Origin of the sequence: Liquorilactobacillus sucicola DSM 21376 = JCM 15457 (assembly GCF_000612445.1) — a bacterium.
Lineage (GTDB): Bacteria > Bacillota > Bacilli > Lactobacillales > Lactobacillaceae > Liquorilactobacillus > Liquorilactobacillus sucicola.
Genome location: NZ_BALC01000002.1, coordinates 241,729 through 263,566 on the forward strand (window position 1 = coordinate 241,729; position 21,838 = coordinate 263,566).

Below are 21,838 nucleotides of genomic sequence, written 5' to 3' on the forward strand. Positions count from 1 at the left end.
CGTTATAATTTAAATTATTTGTCGAATAATGAGACGTTTTGGAGGAATTGTATTGGAAAAGATTATCGTGCATGGTGGGAATCCACTAAAAGGTGAAGTTAGAATTGAAGGAGCTAAAAATGCTGTTTTGCCTATCTTAGCAGCTGGTTTATTAGCTAGTGAAGGTAAAACTTATTTGGATAATGTCCCAGTTTTGTCAGACGTTCATATGATGAACAATATGTTACGATTCCTAAACGTCAAAGTCGACATGGATGAAGAAAAGAAAACTGTTTCTCTGGATGCAACAGCCGAGCCTTCATACGAAGCGCCATTTAAATATGTTTCAAAAATGCGGGCTTCAATCGTTGTTTTCGGACCTCTCTTAGCTAGATTGAAACATGCCAAGGTCGCAATGCCTGGTGGTTGTGCAATTGGATCACGACCAATCGATCTGCATTTGAAGGGCCTGGCAGCAATGGGTGCAAAAGTTGAACAGCATGATGGGTACATTGAAGCCTTCACTACTGGTTTAGTGGGTGCTAATATTTATCTTGATTTTCCGAGTGTTGGTGCGACTCAGAACATTATGATGGCAGCAACACTTGCTCAGGGAACGACAGTGATTGAAAATGTTGCACGTGAACCTGAGATTGTTGATCTGGCCAACTTCCTTAATCAAATGGGCGCAAAAGTCACTGGCGCTGGAACAGAGACGATAAAAATAGTGGGAGTCAAACACTTGCATGGTGTACGGCATACAATTATTCAAGATCGCATCGAGGCTGGAACGTTTATGGTTGCTGCTGCGGTCACTAAGGGAAATGTCCTGATTAAAAATGCAATTGCGGAACATAACAAACCGCTGATTTCAAAATTAGAAGAAATGGGTGTTAAGGTTATCGAATGCGATGAGGGAATACGTGTTATCGGAACAGGTGCCTTAAAACCTGTTTCTGTTAAAACTTTGCCGCATCCTGGTTTCCCGACAGATATGCAACCACAACTCTCAGTATTGCAGCTGATGGCTGCAGGTACAAGTATGCTCACAGAAACTGTTTTTGAGAATCGATTTATGCATCTCGAAGAATTACGACGTATGAATGCCAATTTCAACATTGAAGGCAACTCGGTCGCTCTCCAAGGACCAACAGAATTTCATGGAGCAGAGGTTGAAGCGACCGATTTACGTGCAGCTGCCGCTTTGATTCTGGCGGGCCTTGTTGCTAAGGGCTATACACAAGTATCACAACTTAAATACTTAGATCGCGGTTATTATAATTTTCACAAAAAACTGGCAAATTTGGGTGCGGAAATAAAACGCATCGATGAGGAAACCGCAGCGACGTATCCGCTGCATCAAGGCAGTAAGGCTTAAATGAATTATACAGCTATTTGATTACTACCTATGAGTGGGGCTAATCTTAATTTTTTATATTGTTTGGTGCCACGGATGATTGAATATTTTTGTACAAGCTTATTTGTGCTATAATAGGAATGATTTTTTGCATATAATCTATGCCTGGTGCTAATTGATTGTGCAACAATACATCCACTTTATTGAAGGAGAGTAATTATGGCTAAAGATATCGGTATTGATTTGGGAACTGCTAACGTTTTAATCAATGTGCAAGGCAAAGGCATTGTTTTGAACGAACCTTCGGTAGTCGCGATCGATACACAGACAGGACGCGTCTTAGCAGTTGGATCAGAGGCGTACAAAATGGTAGGCCGTACACCGAGCAATATTCGCGCAATCAGGCCTCTTAAAGACGGTGTGATTGCCGATTTTGATATAACTGAGCAGATGCTGTCATATTTTATTAAGAAATTAAACGTTAAGGGATTTATGTCCAAACCGAATATTTTGATTTGTTGTCCGACCAATACAACTTCGATTGAACGCAAAGCAATTCGTCAAGCGGCAGAAAAGTCTGGCGGTGGTAATGTTTATCTTGAGGAAGAACCTAAAGTTGCCGCTATCGGGGCAGGATTGGATATTTTTCAGCCTCATGGAAATATGGTTATTGATATTGGGGGCGGAACCAGTGATGTTGCTGTTATTTCGTTAGGCGATATTGTAGTCAGTCGTTCTTTGCGAGTTGCTGGTGACCGTCTGAGCAATGATATTTCTTCGTATGTTAAGAAGAAACATTCACTTCAGATTGGCGAACGCACCGCTGAGAAAGCTAAGATTGAAATTGGGACGGTTGTTGCGGGGCATCGTAAAAAGGAAATGGAGATCAGAGGTCGAGACATTGTTAACGGATTACCGCGGACTATAAAGTTATCTTCTGATGAAATTGAAAAAGCTTTGCGTGATACGATGCTTTCAGTAATTGCTGCTGCTAGGGAAGTTTTGGAGCAGACCCCTCCTGAATTGGCTGCAGATATTATTGATCGTGGAGTAATCTTAACAGGTGGTGGCGCATTGTTAGATGGAATTGATCAATTGTTCTCTGATAACCTGAAGGTTCCTGTAATGGTTGCTTCTACGCCTTTAGATGATGTTGCTCTAGGTACTGGTGCTTTGTTAGATCATATCGCAAAGAGTAAAAAGAAAACCAAATAGTGTACGTGAATAAAGGATGAATTTGGAAGAAAGGTGCAAGAAATGGGCCAATTGCTGATAATAGTAGTTAGAAGCTATCAGAGGTTTGTTTCACCTCTTTTCCCACCAAGTTGCCGTTATTACCCAACTTGTTCAAATTATATGGTGCAAGCCTTAAAAAAGCATGGTGCATTTAAAGGGACTTTGATGGGCATTGCACGGCTCTTACGGTGTCATCCTTTTGTGCGCGGAGGATATGATCCGGTTCCAGATCACTTCAGTTTAAAACGAAGTCAAAGGGATACAAAGTAAAGCATTATTAGGAGGAAAACCCGTGGCAAGAAGAGAGAAGAATGTTGAGATCTTTGAGGAAGAGAAGATGGTTAATGGCAACATCGTTTTAGAGTTAAAGACAGAAAAAAATGAGCTCGGTTCTGTCAGACAAGATGGAAACAGGTTTGTTGTACTGTTGCCTAACGGTGAAACGTTCAAGGCTAGTTCTCAAAAAGAAGCTATCAATATTTTGATTCGAGACTATCATTTGCATCGAGTTAATTAAGTATGTTTTGTCGACTAGCTCATTTTAATAGTCGGCAATTTATTTTTTAGTTGAAGAAAAGTAAATATTTGTTTAAAAGGAGGATCAGCTTTGGCAGAAAAACAACTGACAAGGGCGGATAATGATGATTCACGTATCGATTACGGTATTGTTTTTTCAGTGCTGGTTCTAGCTGTGATCGGAATGGCATCGATTTATGTTGCTGCAAAACATGATACCAGCACTACCAGTATCGCAAGGGCTATGCTCATGCAAGTCGTGTGGTATGTATTGGGGACAACTGCGGTGGTCGTGATTATGCAATTTGATGCTGAGCAATTATGGAAACTTGCTCCCGTCGTATATGGGGTAGGCATTGTGCTTTTGCTGCTCGTTCTTGTCTTTTATAGTCGAGCTTATTTTGCCAGCACAGGGGCAAAAAGTTGGTTTTCTATTGCTGGATTGACTTTTCAACCGTCAGAGATCATGAAGCCCGCTTATATTCTGATATTAGGGCGAGTCGTTTCGCAACATAATAGCGAGTACCCCGTACATACAGCTAATTCTGATTGGCGCTTGCTAGGGAAAATGATTGCGTGGACGATCCCAATTGCTGTTTTGCTGAAACTTCAAAATGATTTTGGGACGATGCTGGTTTTCTTTGCAATACTTGGCGGAGTAATCTTAGTTTCTGGCATTACATGGAAAATTATTTTGCCGGTCGTCTCATTTGCAACTGTGATAGGTGGAACAGCTATTTTCTTAGTTGTGTATGGAAGAAGTATTTTGATGAACTTTGGCTTCAAAGCATATCAGTTTGACCGTGTGGAAGCATGGTTGAATCCATCAGCAAGTACTTCTGGCAGTAGTTACCAATTGTGGCAGAGTATGAAAGCGATTGGTTCAGGAAAATTGTTAGGTAAGGGTTTTGATGTTTCGAAGGTTTATGTGCCGGTGCGGGAGTCAGATATGATCTTTTCAGTTATCGGTGAAAATTTTGGCTTTATTGGAGGTTGTCTCCTGATCTTTATATATCTGTTATTGATTTTCCAAATGATTCAGGTAACTTTCGATACGAAAAATGAATTTTACGCATATATTTCTACTGGAGTTATAATGATGATTTTGTTTCATGTTTTTGAAAACATTGGAATGAGCATCGGATTATTGCCTTTGACGGGTATCCCACTGCCATTCATAAGCCAAGGGGGTTCGGCACTGGTTGGAAATATGATTGGTATCGGTTTGATCATGTCAATGCGCTATCATAATAAAAGTTATATGTTTAGCAGCAGTAAAGAATTTCATTAAAAAAAGATTAGATTAAGATTAGCTATTTTTATAGTTAGTCTTTTTTTGTATAATGGGATGGAAAGTTAATGAAAAGGGAGTACTTTAAATGAAAAAATTTTATTGTTATAACAGGTGCAGCACATGTCGCAAAGCGCAGAAGTGGTTGGACGAAAATAATGTTGAATATGAAAATATTGATATCGTGAAGGATACTCCAACGGCTGCAGAATTGGCGGAGTGGATCGGAAAGAGTGGGCAACATCTTAGATATTTCTTCAACACCAGTGGTATTAAGTATCGAGAGTTGAAGCTCAAAGACAAGGTGCCAACGATGAGCCTTGAAGAGGCTAGCAAGGTTCTGAGTAGCGATGGAAAACTTATTAAACGGCCACTGATGGTTGAGGGAACTCATATAACCTGTGGCTTCAAAACTGATGTGTATGAAAGCGAATGGAAGTAGCTTTTGCAAAGTAAAACAGATTCTTTGATTTAAGTGAGTATATAAGTACTAGAACGATTGGTCAGAGCGAGCAGATGTGTAATTTTGTGATAATTTTTATTAATTGAAAATGATTCGCAATTAGGATAGAATGTTAGCATACATTAATTGGGGGAATCATCAATGTCAACACTTGAAGTTAAGGATTTACACGTATCGATCGATGGTAAAAACATTTTAAAAGGCGTTAATTTAACAATGAAAACAGGTGAAATTCACGCTATTATGGGACCAAACGGAACAGGAAAATCAACACTTTCAGAAGCAATTATGGGACATCCCGCATACAAGGTAACACAAGGAGAGGTTCTGCTGAATGGTGAGAATATTCTTGAATTGCCGGTTGATGAACGTGCACGGGCGGGCCTTTTTTTGGCAATGCAGTATCCAGCAGAAATACCAGGTGTTACGAATGCTGAATTTATCAGAGGGGCAATCAATGCACGTCGTCCAGAAGATAAGCCACTTTCAGTGCGCAGCTTTTTGAAGCAATTGGATAAGACGATGAGTGTTTTAGATATGACTGAGGAGATGGCTGATCGCTATTTAAACGAGGGCTTTTCCGGTGGTGAAAAAAAGCGGAATGAGATTTTACAATTAATGATGATCAAACCCAAATTTGCCATCCTTGATGAGATTGATTCAGGTTTAGATATTGATGCTCTTAAAGTCGTTTCGCGTGGTGTTAATCAAATGCGTGGCCCGGAATTCGGTTCATTAATCATTACGCATTACCAACGTCTTTTGAATTATATTGTGCCAGATGTTGTTCATGTCATGATGGGTGGAAGAATTGTAAAACAAGGCGGACCTGAACTGGCTAAACGACTTGAAGATGAGGGTTATGCTGGCTTGCGAGATGAACTTGGATTAGACATCAAATTAGTAGACGAAGAAGCTTAAGGGAGATGTGAGTTTATGACGGTTGATTTAAAGAAATATCCGGCTATTGCCGAATATGCGAAAAAAACAGCAGAACCTACTTGGTTTACGGAACTAAGAACCAAGTCCTTAGAAAAGGCATCTTCACTAGAGCTCCCTTCTTTTGAGAAAATCCGCTACCAGCGTTGGCCGATTCAGTTGGAGCAGCCATTAGAAAAAAAAGGCTCGCGTAAAGAATTGATTGAAACGCTCAAACCCGAGCAAACGGGGAATATGGTTGTTCAATTAGGACAGAATACACTTGAATTGAAAATCAGTTCAGAGATGCAGGATCAGGGAGTAATTGTCTGTGATTGGCAGACTGCTCTGCGTGAGCATGGTGATTTAGTGCAGAAATACTTTATGCAAAAGGCAGTTAAGTTTGACGAGGATCGTTTAACTGCACAGCATGTTGCACACTTAACAAGCGGTTTGTTTATTTATGTTCCCAAGAATGTTGTTTTGAAAGAAGCGTTTACGAGCTACTTTTTTCAAGACGCGACTGCCAAAAATGATTATGTGCACCATGTAATTATTGTCGTGGGTGAAAATAGTGAATTTTCGTATCTTGAAAATCTAAAAACAGTTGGTGAGCAGGCAACGACGGCTAACATTATTGTTGAAGTGGTTGCCCAGGAAAATAGCCATGTTAAATTTGCAAGCGTCGATCGTTTAGGGGCTAACACTACAACTTATCTTAATCGTAGAGGTCATCTGAAAAAGAACGCTAAAATTGACTGGTCAATGGGAATGATGAACGACGGAAATATTGTTGGTGACTTTGATTCTGATTTAGCTGGTGACGGAGCTCATTCTGAGGTCAAGATTGTTGCGATTTCAACGGGTAAGCAGGTTCAAGGAATAGATACACGCGTGACCAACATCGGTAAGCATACTATTGGTCATATCCTGCAGCATGGCGTTATCCTTTCGCGCTCAACTTTGACTTTTAATGGCATCGGTCACATCATTAAGGGTGCCAAGGGTGCCGACGCCCAGCAAGAAAGTCGTGTGCTGATGCTCTCAAATAAGGCAAAGGGAGATGCCAATCCTATCTTGCTGATTGATGATAACGATGTTACTGCCGGACATGCGGCAAGTATTGGGCGGGTGAACCAAGAACAGCTGTATTACCTGATGAGTAGAGGGCTGCCAAAGAAGGTAGCTGAAAGATTGGTCATTATCGGCTTTTTGGGACCGGTCTTAGCAGCAATCCCATCGAAGGTGATTCGTGCACAGTTAAAGGCAACTATTGAAAGGAAGCTTATCGATGGTCAAAAAGATGAGTAGTTATGTCGAGGATTTCCCAATATTAAAACAAAAAGTTAACGATGAACCGCTGGTTTATTTAGATAATGCGGCAACAACCCAAAAACCGCGTGCGGTGGTTGATGCAATTACTAATTATTATTACCATGATAATGCGAATGTGCATCGCGGAGTGCATACATTAGCTGAACGTGCGACAGAGGCTTTTGAAGCAGTGCGGACGAAAGCTGCACATTTTATTAATGCGCCAAGTAAGGATGAAATCATTTATACTAAGGGTACGACAGAAGGTCTAAACTGGATCGCAGCTAGTTATGGGCAGACACATGTTAAAGCAGGCGATGAGATCGTTATTTCATATATGGAGCATCACAGTAATTTGGTTCCGTGGCAGCAATTAGCGAAGAAAACAGGTGCAAAACTTAAATATATTGAATTGCAGGCTGATGGACAACTTGACATCGAAAGTGCTCAGCGGCAGATCACTGACAAAACTGCGATCGTTTCCTTAACACATGCTTCTAATGTTTTAGGGGTAGTTAATCCAATTTCTGAAATTGCCAAGATAGCTCACCAGCATGGTGCAATAATGGTTGCTGATGGTGCTCAGTCAACACCACATATGAAAATTGATGTTCAAGCATTAGGGGTCGATTTTTTTGCTTTTTCAGGGCATAAATTAATGGCACCAACCGGAATCGGTATCCTTTGGGGCAAGAGTGAACTTTTGGATGACATGCCTCCACTGGAATTTGGCGGTGAAATGATCGACTGGGTCCAATTGCAGGAAACGACTTTTAAAAAGTCTCCATGGAAGTTTGAAGGCGGTACGCAGAATATTGCGGGGGTCGTTGGCTTAGGAGCTGCGATTGACTATCTAGAACAGATTGGAATGGATAATATTCAAAAACATGAACAAGAGGTCATTAATGCTGTTTTACCTGAATTGCAACAGATTACGGGTTTAACTATTTATGGACCGCAAGAAGCACAAAAGCGGACGGGAGTTATTTCCTTTAATCTTGATAAACTTCATCCGCATGATGTTGCTACTGCACTTGACATGGAAGGCATTGCGGTGCGAGCAGGTCATCATTGTGCTCAACCGCTGATGGAATATCTAAATGTTTCAGCAACTGCAAGAGCCAGTTTTTATTTATATAATACATTGGAAGATGGCAAGCGGTTAGTTGAGGGGATTAAAGCTACAAAGGAGTTTTTCAAGAATGGCACTATCTAAGCTGGAAAATCTGTATCGGCAAATGATCTTAGAACATGCGACACATCCGCACCACCATGGTGTGCTGGATAAGGCTGATCAAGATATTGAATTGCGAAATCCAACCTGTGGCGATGTGCTGCAGCTGCAAATTGAATTAAAGGGTGGAAAAGTAGCAGACATCGCGTTTTCCGGTTCGGGCTGTACGATCAGTCAAGCATCTGCAAGTATGATGACAGATGAAGTTATAGGCAAAACACCGGAACAAATCGCTAAGATGGTAGTTGCTTTTTCAGAAATGGTAACCGGTGATGAACCGGATGATGTTGATGAAATTCTAGGAGATGCAGCAATCTTGGCTGGAGTTGCACAATTTCCGGCACGAATTAAATGTGCAACATTGGCATGGAAAGCTGTCTATCAAGCCACAAAAACGGATGATAAGAAAGCAACACTTGGTTTCTTGCATCATGATGAATAGATAATTAAGGGAGGTCTCTGAATGTCAGATGCAAATATGCTTGGATTAGGCGGAGAATATAAATACGGTTTTAAGGATGATATCAAGCCAATTCTGACAACCGGTGAAGGTTTGAATGAAGATATTGTTCGTCAAATCTCAAAGGCTAAAAATGAACCGGCATGGATGCTGGATTTTCGTTTAAAGTCGTTTAAACGCTATAAGGAAATGGAAATGCCGGATTTTGGACCGGATTTATCAGGAATTGACCTTGATCGGATCAACTATTTTAGACGAGACAGTGACCGTGTGGCTCGTAAATGGGAAGATGTCCCTGATGATATCAAGAATACGTTTGATCGTTTGGGTGTGCCCGAAGCTGAACGTAAATATCTAGCGGGTTCATCTGCACAGTACGAATCGGAAGTTGTTTATCATAATATGCGTGAAGATTTTGAGAAGCTTGGAATCGTGTTTATGGATACTGATTCAGCACTTCAAAAGTATCCTGACCTGGTTCGCAAATACTTTGGCAAACTTATTCCCCCTTCTGATAACAAGTTTGCAGCACTTAATTCAGCTGTCTGGTCAGGTGGCACATTCATCTATGTTCCAAAGGGCGTTAAAACAGAAGTACCTATCCAGAGTTATTTTCGTATTAATGCCGGAAATAGTGGGCAGTTTGAAAGGACACTGATCATTGTTGATGAAGGTGCAAGCGTAAATTATGTTGAAGGATGTACAGCACCTAATTATTCTGAGGATAGTTTGCACGCAGCTGTTGTTGAGGTCAATGTTCTAAAGGACGCGTACTGCCGTTATACGACGATTCAGAACTGGTCGGACAATGTATATAGTCTTGAGACTAAACGTGCACAAGCGTTAGAGAATGGCACTATGGAGTGGGTTGACGGCAACTTAGGTTCCAAGGTCACTATGAAGTACCCAAGTGTTTATCTAAATGGTCGCGGTGCTCGTGGAACAATGCTGTCGATCGCATTTGCAGGAAAAGACATTGATTCTGACACAGGAGCAAGGATGATCCACAATGCAAAGGACACCTCAAGTTCAATTGTTTCTAAATCTTTGTGCAAGGATGGCGGTCGAGTAGATTATCGCGGGAAAGTTCGTTTTGGACGCAACAGCGATGGCTCATTCTCACATGTTGAGTGTGATACGATCATTTTAGATGATAAGAGTGCGAGTGATACGATACCCTTCAATGAGATTAAAAATGGCAATGTTTCGATGGAACATGAAGCAAAGGTCTCGAAAATCTCCGAAGAGCAGCTTTATTATCTAATGAGTCGTGGAATCACAGAGGAAAAAGCAACAGAAATGATAATTATGGGATTTGTTGAACCGTTTACTAAGGAATTGCCAATGGAATATGCGGTTGAGCTTAATCGTTTGATTGAATATCAGATGGAAGGTTCTGTCGGATAGCTATATCAATAGAAATGGGCGCGCATGAATTATGAATATAAGTGTGACTGTGTTTAATTGGGACTTAAACGAGAATGTTTAAGGCGTATTAGGTTTATTTCTCTCAGTGAACTAAGAACGTTAGTGGAACATTATGTTGCTTGGTATAATACCCAGCGAATTTCACTTAAGCGGCATGGATTAACTCCAGTCGAATATCGTAAACAGTATCTAATCTAACAATTAAAACAAACATGTCCAACTTTTTTAAGGCAGTACAAAGTCAGAAAATTTGAGTACTAATTCGAAGGTAGACGGAGAATTTTGCCTTATGGAACACGTTTATATGGAATAAAAGAGGTGCTGTACCAAAAGTTAACTTTTGGTACAGCTCCGTTTGTTTACTCAGCGAACAAGAGGATTGGTTGAGTAAAGCAGTGTTTAAAATGAAAAAAATTCTAACGTTTGGATCATTTTGATACTGAAAATTATTTATTATTTGTATTTCAGTGTTTGCAAGATTAACAGCTGACGAGGAGTCTAAGAGGGTAAAACTAGCAAAAGGTAATAATTTGATGTTACAATGGTGACGGAGTTGAGCTTCTTTAATTTTAAGGAGGTGAAAATATTGAATGCATTTCCTGTTAAGTTTTGTAGAAATTACTGAAAGGAAGTGATCCACATATCTCCTAGCAAGTAGCGACTTGCCTTTGTAAGATATGAAGGGGGCAAAGATAATCTTTTCCCAAATTCAATATAATTTAAATTCCAATAATAGGCAGAATAAAAAAGGAGCTGGATCAGAAATTCTGATCTGGCTCCATTAATATTTGTCAAACAGTGTGTTTAAAAGTTGCAAGGGCATGTAAGTTATCTTGGAGACATTTTTTGACTCGTGACATATGAATAGCCACCTTTATATATAGATGGAATATGGCAAGATCTGATATTGAAATACGTTAATTCATATATTTCAGTTTGGGTTATATGTTTTCTAATTTTAATTAAAAAAATAAAATCAAACGTGCTTATTACCATCAATTGTGATTATTTATAAGTATAATTTAAATTAAATCATTTGCATTTTCTAATATTTAGAGTATACTAAGAATCAAGTTAGCATTTGCACGGAGAATATGAGTATCATTTTTATGTTATTTCTGAAATTCCTTCAGGTGTTGATCGTCGTTTGTCACTTTGGTTTTTAATCCTAGGAGGATTTAGATATATGAAAAATGGTACAGTAAAATGGTTTAATGCAGATAAGGGTTTTGGTTTCATTACTGGAGAAGATGGAAATGACGTTTTTGTTCATTTCTCTGCTATTCAAAAGGATGGTTTCAAAACATTAGATGATGGTGAAAAGGTTACGTTTGACGAAGAAAACGGCGACCGTGGTCCTCAAGCTGTCAATGTTGTTTCGCAGTAATTTAGTTTAAACCTAATGAGACGGTCTTGACAGTTGTTTACTGTGAGTCGTCCTGAAAGAGTTACGGCAAGCTGATACCTTGTGGTAGCTCTTTTTATATATGATAACAGACGCTTTTGAATTTGGGATAAGTGTAAAAAGAGAATCATTTTTAATGATTTTACGATCTTAAGATATTTGAAAAAGATTTTTTCTAGAGAAAAATAGCAGCAGAATTAGTGTTTGTCCATCGGTAACAGGGGCGTTAAAGCATAATTAAAAGGACTTGCTCTATTAATTAAGAGCAAGTCCTTTTTCGTTAAAGTGTTGTAATAAACTGTACATTGTATTATCATAATGGTAAGGTAGCGTTGTAGAAACGATCATCGCAGACGTTTGGCTACCTACTACTTCCTAAGAACCTTATCACAGTCCAGCGAAACTGTGGTGAGGTTCTTTTCATGTTCTCTAACCTATACAACACAAGAACAGTTTACAACTATATCTTGATACAGGTCAAGAGGGAAGAATTGAACGTTTTTGGTGTAATAGTTATTTATTCAAAACATGCGAATATTCATTGATGTTATAAAAAATATACAGTAACTATAATTGATTTATAGTTGATATATAGCTGATTTAAAGCAGTTTTTGTAGAAGATGCTGAGAACTAGGAACTTCTTTATTCAAAAAACTAAATAATATTAAGGTGAAATAATTTGATTATTTTCGAAGGATTGTTGAAAAGTTGTATTTAACTACGCTAATGATAGATTTTCGGAGAGGGATATTTTGGTCTTGGCTGTTAAGTTTTTCTTTTGTATTTTCATATGAAATCCCTTACAATATACATGTTGAATGCATCACAATTAAGGGGTGAGTGTGTTGAGAAAAATCATTATCAATGGAATAGATGGTAACTTTGGCAATCTTGTTGCAAAAAATATTCAAAAGTTAGTACCTGACACACAATTAATTTTTACTGTTCCTACAGTTAAAAAGCTTTCAGAATATTCTGGAAGTGCTGTTCAGGTAAAAGTTGCGGATTTTAATTCAAGGGAGAACCTAACTGCTGTTTTTAAAGACGCCTCCAAGGTTCTTCTGATTTCAATGCCCTTTGTTGGAGCTAAAAGAAGAGCAGCACATCAGAATGCTATCGCCGCTTGTGTAGCTGCGAATGTTAAGCAAGTCATATATACGTCTGTCATATCAGCATCAAACCCACTCAACCCGAGTATTGAAAATATCGATCATGGTTATACTGAGTCAATTATTCAAAATTCGCCATTAGATTATATTATTTTAAGAAATTCTTTATTTGCTGAGGCCTTTATTACTGATTATTTTAGGCTTGTAGCCGCAGGAGAAAGGGTTGCAGCAAAGAATATGGGTGAGGGACGTGTGGCATTTATTTCGCGAAGAGATGCAGCACTGGCAGCTGCAGCTGCATTGAATAATACCTTACTACACCGAGAGATCTTAAATATTAATGGTAGAGTTCCACTGACTTTTAAGGAGTTTTTGAATATTGGAAATAAGGTCACAGGTAATGATATTGAATATCAGCAGCAGACTGATGAGGAAATGTACGCATACTTTGACAAAATTAAAGTTCCCCGAACAACTGATGGTGATTTTTCTAAGAGCCCGTTAAAAGAGACCTCTGAAGGAATGGTTTCTTTTGGAACGACTGTTAGGGAAGGTTATTTGGATATCCCAGTTAACGATTTCTCCACGTTGACTAATTGTCAGCCACGCACACTTAAGTATATGTTCGAACATGCAGCTGATTTTCAGTTGGGTGCAAGACATCCAACTGAAAAATAAAAAATACAGTTATTTAGTTTTTAATATAATTTGAATAAGGAAGAATGAATATAGCCTAAGTCTGTAAAATCTGAGTATTACGAATATAGCAAGTTCTCTCACCATAAATAACACGAAACTAGACGGAAAATTCAACATAAGCAACATATTCGTGCAGAACAAAAAAAGGACTGAAACAAAATTTAACTTTTGAAGTGTCCTATAATAGTTAGGCAAAATCTAATTATTATGGGGTACTTCAATTTTGATCCAGTCCCGACTATTTTAAAATGATATTACGCAATTAGGTTGTCTCAACTAGCTGTTTTTTCCGTTTGGTAACTGCTGGTATATTCCCAATATAAGTCTTGTAACCACTATTTGGTCAGATTAACGTAGTAGTTGGCCATTGTCAATCGATAGTACGGCATCGTCCAAAGACCGGCAATTCCACCGGTGACTATCGTTAACAGCCAATAGCCGATAAAACTTAACTGGAGAACAAAGTATTCCCATTTGTGGTTGGTCATTAAGATCCTGCTTTGTGTAATTGCATCACGGTATCTGATTTTATTGCCTTGATCAATTTGATCACGGTAAATAAAGATTGCTTGTGAATAGGCAAGTGATTTGATAATTCCGGGGATGATCAAGACAAATGTCCAAAGAAAGATCCATATGGCCTGTAAAATTGAAATCAGAATCGTTCCGATTACGTAGTCGCGCCGCTGAAATAGTTTTAAACAATCCACGAAGGGGTTATCCAATTTTTGCGTTTGACGATGGATGTCAATACAGGCAAACATTACACTTACGATCAAAATTGAGAGAATGATAGAGAATATAACGTTTGCAATGGACCAGATGTTCCAAATTGATGAATAATCCAATTGACCTGTTATGGTAGATTGTTCTAATTTCATCGAATTGCGGCTTGCAAAAGAGTTTATGAAGTAAACAACGAAGACCAATAAAAATAATTTAAAGAAATATGAATAATTCCGATTGAGCAGCTTTTTGGAATTGCGTTTTAGTTCTGTTCGATTAATGACGAACACTTCCTTTCAATACTAAAAAGCGTAACAAGGATTATTTTGAATGTAAAGTGGCAATTAGGAAAAGATCTGCACTTGACGCTTAAGCAGTGTAGTAGCGTACCATAGATGGCATAAATTATTTTTAGAAGATTTTTTTCCAAGAAAGGTGGAGTATATTATGAGCAAATTAATTGTAACTGGTGTTGACGGTAATTTTGGCCGTGAAACTGCTCGTGTAATTCAAAAGTTGGTTTCTAAGGAAAAACTGGTTTTTTGCAGTTTTGATCCCACTGTTCTTGAACAATACGCTGAACAAGGGATTGAAACACACACTACAAATTTTAACAGTGTTGATGGACTTGAGGAAGCTTTTGCATCTGGAGAAAAGTTGCTACTGATTTCGATGCCATTTGTGGGCGTTAAGCGGCAAGCTGCACATAGAAACGTTGTCGAAGGGGCCAAAAAAGCGGGAGTCAAGCAAATAGTTTATACGTCATTGGTAAATGCTGATGATCCTTCAAATCCAAGTATAGAAAAAATAGACCATGCATATACGGAGAGATACATCAAAGATTCTGGGATGGATTACATTTTTTTAAGAAATTCACAATATGCAGAAGCGATGATCACAAATTATTTTACCTACGCTAATGGCGATGGAGTGCTCAAGAATAACCAAGGCGATGGAAAAATGGCATATATTTCGCGCAAAGATTGCGCTAAAGCTGCAGCATTTGCTTTGGCTTCTGAAAAATATAAGAATAAAGTACTCAATATCAATGGCTCAGAATTGTTGACGATCAAAGATTTTGTTGAAATTGGTAACGAGGTGACGCAAAATACCGTTGTGTATCGGCAAATCAGTGATGAAGAGAATTACCGAATTTTTGATAAAATGGGTGTACCGCGCACGACAGAGGGCAAGTTTAAAAAAGGGTCAGAAGCTCCATTCTCGTCTGATGGAATGGTTACGTTTGGACAAGCAATTCGCAAGGGAAAAATGGATGAATTTACAGACGATTTTAAACAATTGACAGGAGACGATCCGCTAACAGTGAGGTATATGTTTGAACACTCAAATAATTTTCAAATTGGAGAAAGGCATTCAAAGGACAGTTAATGGGGAGATGAACTTTGTAAAAAATTGAAAAAACGTCAGGCAATTCGGACGAATGTGTTCGCGGTTGTCTGGCGTTTTTTGTTGCGAAGTAGGAAGCAAATTTCAAGGCAGCTAAAAAGCGAAATGTCTTAAAAAAGATAGACTATGCGCGTGCTTACTCTTGTTAACGTTTAGCGTTGGTTTTTTCTTTCTCAGCTAAAAGTTTGATTATTTTATCGTTTTGTGCGATTAAAATCCAGTTTTGTTCCACGAGTGCTCGCAAATAAGAGATTTTAGAATCATCACTGCGGTCTTTGATTAATAGTCTTTTGTCATTGCGCAAGAGATTCTTATTGTCAAGTTCACCTAAGATTGCCTCAATCTGTTCGGATGTTTCACTGGATATATCATCGAGACCCCGGTCTACTAAGATCCCTTTGATTTTATTGTTATTGAAGATCCCCATCATAAGCCCTCCTTTTCAAAATAGTATCCTTAATCAAACTATAACATTGGTGAAGTTAATATTCCTTGTAAACGCTTAGATACTGTGTTTAAACCGAGCCTTTTTCATAGTTTATTTGGAATAGTGAAGCGATGATTAAGGAAAAAGTGAATTATTCTTAACATAGTATAGTAAGGCTTCTTGCTATTTAGAATATTGTTAAGTACAATTAAGTTAGTACATGACAGGGGAGGAAGACATATGCTAGTCGAGTTTTTAAATGATTATTACCAGGCTAACCTAAAAAGCATTCACGATGTGGCTGGTAATCAACATTTAATTGGCTACAGTAAGGTTTTCAAAAGCCCATTATTCGTCAAAATTTTCAAGGAACGTGATATGTTTTACGCGGAGCAGCACGTTAATCAGGTTTACTACCCAGAGATTTATTTGGATAGTGTTATTTTTGGGGACAGGTACGTCGTAACTCTTAAAGACAGAGAGTTAAAGGAGATTTCAGCACAAAAGATTAGTCCAAAAAGAGCATATGCTTTCGGCCAGTTGCTTGGTGATTTTCACAAAAAACTAACGGGAAAGGCCACTGTTCATCAAAGTGATAAACGACTCTCAGAACAAATTCAGTATCATGTAACTAAGTTGCAAACGACGGAATATGAGGCAGTAGTTAATGAAGTACAGCGACTGCTGACGCCCGATTTTGAACGGGCAGATATGGAGTATGCACAGCTTCCTAAGGTTGTCTTGCACGGAGACTTCAGTACGCGCAACATCATGAATTATCGAGGCAAAAAAATTTTGATAGATTTTGAACGTTCACATATGGGAACACCTTACCAAGATTTTATCAAGTTTTTTTATAACGAGGTCAAGAAACCAGCACTGCGACATAGTTTTATTAAAGGTTACGAAACAAGACACGATTTTGAGATCCCAGGCAAAGAAGTACAACGCTGTTTGCTATTTTTATGTGCATTGGATATTTGTGAATACAATGTAACGCATCCTGAGCGTAAATTTGGTGAAATGCCGACAGCGATGTTAGAAACCATCCAAAAAAATGATGCCGTTTTGGCACTTTAATGCTTGCAGAACAGCATTTTTAACCTAAAATAAGCTGGAAAATCCTAGTTAAAACCGTTTTTAAGGTTTTATAGGACTCTCCAGCTTATTGTCGTTTTTATGATGAATACTTAATTTATGTAAAATCCCGCATTAAAGCGAGTCAATGTAATCAAGCAAGGCGCCTTCACGTAAACCATTATTTGAAAATAGGATCTCTGGGATATGCAAGGTCCTTAGGATTAAGGAAATAGGAATTAGGCCGCCGATAATGACATCTGCACGTGCTTTAGCCAGTCCAGGAATCTTCTCACGTTTTGCTTGATTAAGATCAACTAAATCTGCAAAAATTTCAAAAGCTTCTTCACTTGTAAGTCTGTAGCCGTGAAGGCAAGGTAATTTATCCTTATTCTGCTTTCTGCGTGCAATTTTGGCTAAAGTTCGGTTACTGCCCCCAAGGACAACGAGCTGCGCTTTATGGGCATCAAAAAGCCAGTTAATATCAGTAATTTTTTTCTCGACAAAAGTCATAGCCTTAAATAAGTCGGAGGCAGCAATTTCATTATTCAATGAGAACTCTTGTGAGACGGTTACTGAACCAAGTGGCAAGCTAATTAGGTCGCTGACCTCTTTGTTCTTTACTAAAATGAGTTCTGTGCTGGCACCCCCCGTATCCATAATAATACAGTTGTCTTCGATAGGAAGTGTCCGTGTCACACCTAGAAAATCAAGATATGCCTCTCGCTCTCCGGAGATAACATTAAACTCGATTCCAATGCGTTTCTTTACGAGTTTCAGAAAATCAGCCTGATTTCTGGCCTGTCTCACAGCAGCGGTGGCTAAAGCTGTTATTTTAACGTTTTTTAATTTCGAATAGGTATCCTTGAATGTGGATAAGGCTTTAAGTGTTCGCTCGATGGGTTCTTTCTGTAGGATCTTCTTAGACCCCATATTTTCTGACAGACGGACCATTTCTTTTAACTGATGGGTAACTTTGACTTCTTTTTTGTCGTTTATCTGTGAAATTGTCATCCTGATTGAATTTGAACCAAGATCGATTACCACAAAATTTTCCATTTTTACTCATCCTCCTTGTCACCAGATAAGTGTACCATACTTTCATGGCGGGTCATCGGATGAAAAACTGATGCATCCCTTTTGGCATCATGCTTTTGTTTAAGCAAAAGTTTATTTTTTTGTTGGGCCTCTTGGACGAAATGCTCCTGTGCGTTTAATGGTGTCAGACCACGTCGGTCCAGTTTTTCGAATTGTTCACCGCGCAAAACGCGGGTTTTGATGTTATCCTGCCACATTGTCGAAAAAATTGAAATTACTTTCTGCCGCAGATTGTCTTGCAGGACCGGGAACAAAAGCTCAACTCGCCGGTTTAGGTTGCGAGTCATCATATCAGCGCTTGAAAGATAAACATCCTCATTACCGCCATTGTAAAAATAATATATACGGCTATGCTCTAAGAATCGTCCAATAATCGAATGGACATGGATATTTTCACTGACATTAGGAATCATTGTTTTCAAGCAACAGATGCCGCGGACAATCAGATCGATCTTAACACCGGCAGCTGAAGCTTGATAAAGCTTTTCGATAATTTTTTGATCGGAAAGTGAGTTCATTTTCATTTTTATTGCTGCCGGCTGTCCCTTTTCAGCAGCATCAATTTCAACATCAATTTTCTTATTGATGAAGGAACGAATTTTTTTAGGGGAGATATGCAATTTGTGGAAATAAGGGGGTTTAGCATATCCCGATAACATATTAAAAATATTCGAGGCATCAATTCCCATGTCTGGATTGGCAGTTAAAATGCCCATATCTGTATAGAAATTAGCAGTCACATCATTGTAGTTTCCTGTTCCTAAGTGCATATAACGGCGAATACCATCTTCATCCCGTCGGATAACAAGTGCAAGCTTACAGTGGGTTTTTAAACCAACTAAGCCATAAATAACGTGGCAGCCCATCTTTTCAAGCTGTTTGGCCCAGCGAACATTATTTTCTTCATCAAAACGTGCCTTAACCTCTACCAGTACTGTGACCTGCTTGCCATGTTGAGCTGCCAAACCAAGATACTTAATGATAGGTGAGTTGCCGGAAACACGGTATAAAGTCATTTTGATGGCTAAAGTATTCGGATCAGAGGCAGCTTGGGCAATGAATTGGACAACCGAACTGAAAGAATCATAAGGATGCTGCATAAAGTAGTCATGTTGCCGAATCGCTGTAAAAATGTTTTTGCCGGGTGCTAATTTTGGATCGATATATGAATTATAAGGCGGGTACCGTAACTCTTGGTGACCGGAAACTAAACGTGGCAGTTTCTTCAAGAACGTCAGGTCAACTGGTCCGTTAATTCGATAAACAGCCTTTTTGTCTGCATCGAGTGTTTTAATCAAACGTTCCCTAAGATGGCTGCCCATTGTATTTTCGATCTCAAAGCGCATGATTCCACCGTGTTCTCTTTTTTTTAGTTGCTTTTGGACCTCACGTAGTAAATCGGATGTGTCTTCTTCAGCAACGTCAAGGTCCATATCGCGAATAACGCGATAGGCTGCGACTTCGCTGACTTTGTAGCCGGAGAACAGGTTTTCAACAAATTCTTTAATAATATCTTCAATCAAAATAAACGTATTATCACTATTGGGCAATTTGATGATGCGTCCGAAAACTTCAGGTATTCTGATTGTTGCGAAACGTTTATTATTTTGATTATCTGATTCATGAATACGAACTGCAAGATTCAATGAATTGTTGCTAATGAAAGGAAAAGGGCGTGAAGAGTCGTCAGCCAGTGGTGTAAGGACTGGGTACAGATCATCATTAAAATAACGTTTGATAAATTTATACTGCTCATCATTCGCCTCTTGCGGGGTAATGATCCGGATATTATTTTTTTCGAGTTGTGGCAAGAGTGAGCGGTTATAAGTTGTATAGCGTTTAGCAACCATTTTCTGTTCTTGTTCGTTGATGGCATCAATTTGCTGCTTAGGTGTCATTCCAGAAGCGTCGGTTGATTGGATGTTAACAGAATACATTTTATTGAGTGAGGCAACCCGAACCATGAAGAATTCATCTACATTGCTTTGCGTAATACCAAGAAAATTAACTCTTTCTAGCAAGGGGTTATCAATGTCACGCGCCTCTTCTAAAACACGACCGTTGAAGTCAAGCCAACTCAATTCACGATTTTTGAAATATTTGTGTTTGTTAAATTCTGATTTCTTCATTTTTGTTGTCTCCTTTGCTTCAAAATCGGATCGATTCCAAAGACCTCTTTGAATAATGCAGACTTATTGTTGAATGACCATGCTTCCAGAGCGATATTTTGGTTTGAGTAGGCATAGATAAACATGGTCGAACCTCGCAAAGAAACTGAGATCTTTTTAATTTTCTGTTCACGGGCATCATCCAAAGCATCAGCTAGGCGCAAGATAGCTGCAAGTTTTGCAACACTCATTTGAACTGTCGGTTCAAGCTTTTGAAAATGAGGCTGATCTGTTTCAGGAGTTTCACTGCTATGATAGCGCGAAACTTCGGCAATGATCTGATTCTCATCATTTGAGAGACCAATTAGTCTAGTTGCTTCAAGAATATAAGCAGAGTGGCGGTAATGTTGCTGCTGATTGATGTAATTACCAATATCATCAACGATACAGGCAATATTAAGCAGTAACCGTTCCCGTTTTCCAAGATGATGGATGCGCTTGAGTTGATCAAAAAGATGCAAAGCCAGTTTGGAAACATTTTGGCGGTGCGCATGACTTGTAAGATAACGTGATGCTAGGTTTTCAGCTGAAGTTAGAATCATTCCGTTCAAGTCAATACTCATGAGCCAGTTCTGGTTGCTCGTTCAATGGCAAGACCATCTGAGACGGCAATGTTTGTGATGATTACCTTTTTGGCAGCAATCAGTTTTATAATTTTCTCAATAAGAATGAAGTAGGGAATAATACGCCCAATCTCATTTTCATCAAGGTCGAAAAAGTTCATCAGATATTGATCTGAGGATTTGATAACAGTAGCATAAAGTTTTTTAAAATCTTCAACATTCATTGTGTAAGATGTTTTACCGGCAGGGATGAATTTTTGTGCGAGCACATAGGCATCTTGCAGCACAAGATTTGAACTCTCTTTTTTCTTGGAAAAAACATGATGTAGGTGTTCAAGTTTGCTGCCGATATAATCTTCAATAACTTCGACAGAGTCGCTTGCACTCAGCTTCATAGCCGCGGAAATTTCCCCAATGTGCGAGGAACCTAAATCAATGTTCCAAGTGGAGATGAATTTCTGTTCGTCAAATTGCGATAAAGAAGCACGTTCGATACCTAAACTTAACAAATAGGTGGATGTTAGACTGAGCTTTTCGAAATTGTCCAGATGAACCTTGACAGCAGTTGCTTTGTAGTACGTCAGTTGGCTGGTGCTTAGCCATTTTATATGTAATCCTGTTCGAATGTAGAGCTGCTCACCGAGATAGCGCGCCCTAATAGTATCAAGCTGCTGCTGGTTACCCCAGAGTTTTACATTTTTGACACCGTAATCTTTTGCTAGTTGGAGGTAGCCATTGATAGCGCCAGCTATTTCCTCAACGCTTTGATCATACTGATAATTTTTGTTGGAAAAGGTATTTGAAAAGACATTCTCGACTTTCGTCAATTTTTTTAAATCAATAATTGAGAGTTGAATACGTCTAGGTGTCATGTAAATGATACCGAAAAGTTTCATTGCCACAATAATCACCCCGCTCTTTCTTCTTTACCTAATTCTAACAACCATCTTAAACTTTATAAA

Annotated in this window: 22 protein-coding genes; 16 read left to right on the top strand and 6 right to left on the bottom strand. The window is 38.9% G+C overall.

The window, feature by feature from the left end; genetic code table 11:
* Positions 1 to 52 precede the first annotated feature (52 nt).
* From murA to JCM15457_RS04475, 14 genes are all read left to right on the top strand, one after another.
* Positions 53 to 1,357: a UDP-N-acetylglucosamine 1-carboxyvinyltransferase gene (murA, locus tag JCM15457_RS04410; RefSeq protein ID WP_034988048.1), complete on the top strand. Its 1,305-nt coding sequence runs from the start codon at positions 53 to 55 to the stop codon at positions 1,355 to 1,357.
* Between the two features lie 198 nt (positions 1,358 to 1,555).
* The gene (locus JCM15457_RS04415; RefSeq protein WP_034988051.1) at positions 1,556 to 2,551 is read left to right on the top strand and encodes a rod shape-determining protein; all 996 of its coding nucleotides are present in this window, start codon (positions 1,556 to 1,558) and stop codon (positions 2,549 to 2,551) included.
* A 42-nt stretch (positions 2,552 to 2,593) separates the two neighbouring features.
* Entirely contained in the window at positions 2,594 to 2,842 is a 249-nt protein-coding gene (gene yidD / locus JCM15457_RS04420) for a membrane protein insertion efficiency factor YidD (protein ID WP_034988052.1), read from the top strand.
* A 22-nt stretch (positions 2,843 to 2,864) separates the two neighbouring features.
* Positions 2,865 to 3,089, top strand: a complete 225-nt coding sequence (locus JCM15457_RS04425; RefSeq protein WP_034988053.1) for a DUF2969 domain-containing protein — start codon at positions 2,865 to 2,867, stop codon at positions 3,087 to 3,089.
* Between the two features lie 90 nt (positions 3,090 to 3,179).
* A complete protein-coding gene (locus tag JCM15457_RS04430) occupies positions 3,180 to 4,379 on the top strand; it encodes an FtsW/RodA/SpoVE family cell cycle protein (protein ID WP_034988054.1) in 1,200 nt (399 codons plus the stop codon).
* A gap of 88 nt (positions 4,380 to 4,467) precedes the next feature.
* Complete coding sequence (locus tag JCM15457_RS04435) at positions 4,468 to 4,821, top strand: arsenate reductase family protein (RefSeq protein WP_034988055.1); 354 nt, start codon at positions 4,468 to 4,470, stop codon at positions 4,819 to 4,821.
* Between the two features lie 162 nt (positions 4,822 to 4,983).
* On the top strand, positions 4,984 to 5,763 hold the full coding sequence (gene sufC, locus JCM15457_RS04440) for a Fe-S cluster assembly ATPase SufC (protein ID WP_034988056.1): 780 nt from the start codon (positions 4,984 to 4,986) through the stop codon (positions 5,761 to 5,763).
* A 15-nt stretch (positions 5,764 to 5,778) separates the two neighbouring features.
* Positions 5,779 to 7,071, top strand: a complete 1,293-nt coding sequence (sufD, locus tag JCM15457_RS04445) for a Fe-S cluster assembly protein SufD (protein WP_051993284.1) — start codon at positions 5,779 to 5,781, stop codon at positions 7,069 to 7,071.
* Complete coding sequence (locus JCM15457_RS04450) at positions 7,052 to 8,290, top strand: cysteine desulfurase (RefSeq protein ID WP_034988057.1); 1,239 nt, start codon at positions 7,052 to 7,054, stop codon at positions 8,288 to 8,290. The genes sufD and JCM15457_RS04450 overlap by 20 nt, the downstream gene beginning before the upstream one ends.
* Positions 8,277 to 8,750: a Fe-S cluster assembly sulfur transfer protein SufU gene (sufU, locus tag JCM15457_RS04455; RefSeq protein ID WP_034988059.1), complete on the top strand. Its 474-nt coding sequence runs from the start codon at positions 8,277 to 8,279 to the stop codon at positions 8,748 to 8,750. Before JCM15457_RS04450 ends, sufU begins: the two co-directional genes overlap by 14 nt.
* 21 nt (positions 8,751 to 8,771) lie before the next feature.
* On the top strand, positions 8,772 to 10,175 hold the full coding sequence (gene sufB / locus JCM15457_RS04460) for a Fe-S cluster assembly protein SufB (RefSeq protein ID WP_034988061.1): 1,404 nt from the start codon (positions 8,772 to 8,774) through the stop codon (positions 10,173 to 10,175).
* A gap of 57 nt (positions 10,176 to 10,232) precedes the next feature.
* Positions 10,233 to 10,394, top strand: coding sequence for an IS3 family transposase (locus JCM15457_RS11895; protein ID WP_081778183.1), 162 nt, complete (start codon positions 10,233 to 10,235; stop codon positions 10,392 to 10,394).
* Positions 10,395 to 11,382: 988 nt separating this feature from the next.
* A complete protein-coding gene (locus JCM15457_RS04470) occupies positions 11,383 to 11,583 on the top strand; it encodes a cold-shock protein (RefSeq protein WP_034988066.1) in 201 nt (66 codons plus the stop codon).
* 864 nt (positions 11,584 to 12,447) lie between these two features.
* Entirely contained in the window at positions 12,448 to 13,389 is a 942-nt protein-coding gene (locus tag JCM15457_RS04475) for an NAD(P)H-binding protein (protein ID WP_034988069.1), read from the top strand.
* 356 nt (positions 13,390 to 13,745) lie between these two features.
* Here JCM15457_RS04475 and JCM15457_RS04480 read toward each other — a convergent pair whose 3' ends face one another.
* Positions 13,746 to 14,291, bottom strand: coding sequence for a DUF975 family protein (locus JCM15457_RS04480; protein WP_161633660.1), 546 nt, complete (start codon positions 14,289 to 14,291; stop codon positions 13,746 to 13,748).
* A 292-nt stretch (positions 14,292 to 14,583) separates the two neighbouring features.
* Between JCM15457_RS04480 and JCM15457_RS04485 the strand changes: the two genes are divergently transcribed.
* A complete protein-coding gene (locus tag JCM15457_RS04485; protein ID WP_034988070.1) occupies positions 14,584 to 15,525 on the top strand; it encodes an NAD(P)H-binding protein in 942 nt (313 codons plus the stop codon).
* A gap of 163 nt (positions 15,526 to 15,688) precedes the next feature.
* Here JCM15457_RS04485 and JCM15457_RS04490 read toward each other — a convergent pair whose 3' ends face one another.
* Positions 15,689 to 15,970: a hypothetical protein gene (locus JCM15457_RS04490; protein ID WP_034988071.1), complete on the bottom strand. Its 282-nt coding sequence runs from the start codon at positions 15,968 to 15,970 to the stop codon at positions 15,689 to 15,691.
* Positions 15,971 to 16,210: 240 nt separating this feature from the next.
* On the opposite strand from JCM15457_RS04490, the gene JCM15457_RS04495 reads away from it, so the two are divergent.
* Entirely contained in the window at positions 16,211 to 17,050 is an 840-nt protein-coding gene (locus JCM15457_RS04495; protein WP_034988073.1) for an aminoglycoside phosphotransferase family protein, read from the top strand.
* A gap of 132 nt (positions 17,051 to 17,182) precedes the next feature.
* Here the strand turns inward: JCM15457_RS04495 and JCM15457_RS04500 are convergent, their stop codons facing one another.
* From JCM15457_RS04500 to JCM15457_RS12345, 4 genes are read right to left on the bottom strand one after another with little or no spacing between them, the layout of a single operon-like run.
* Positions 17,183 to 18,106: a Ppx/GppA family phosphatase gene (locus JCM15457_RS04500; protein ID WP_034988074.1), complete on the bottom strand. Its 924-nt coding sequence runs from the start codon at positions 18,104 to 18,106 to the stop codon at positions 17,183 to 17,185.
* A gap of 2 nt (positions 18,107 to 18,108) precedes the next feature.
* A complete protein-coding gene (locus tag JCM15457_RS04505; protein ID WP_034988076.1) occupies positions 18,109 to 20,274 on the bottom strand; it encodes an RNA degradosome polyphosphate kinase in 2,166 nt (721 codons plus the stop codon).
* The gene (locus tag JCM15457_RS12340; protein WP_235725563.1) at positions 20,271 to 20,876 is read right to left on the bottom strand and encodes a hypothetical protein; all 606 of its coding nucleotides are present in this window, start codon (positions 20,874 to 20,876) and stop codon (positions 20,271 to 20,273) included. Before JCM15457_RS12340 ends, JCM15457_RS04505 begins: the two co-directional genes overlap by 4 nt.
* On the bottom strand, positions 20,873 to 21,778 hold the full coding sequence (locus tag JCM15457_RS12345) for a hypothetical protein (protein WP_235725565.1): 906 nt from the start codon (positions 21,776 to 21,778) through the stop codon (positions 20,873 to 20,875). Before JCM15457_RS12345 ends, JCM15457_RS12340 begins: the two co-directional genes overlap by 4 nt.
* Positions 21,779 to 21,838 lie beyond the last annotated feature (60 nt).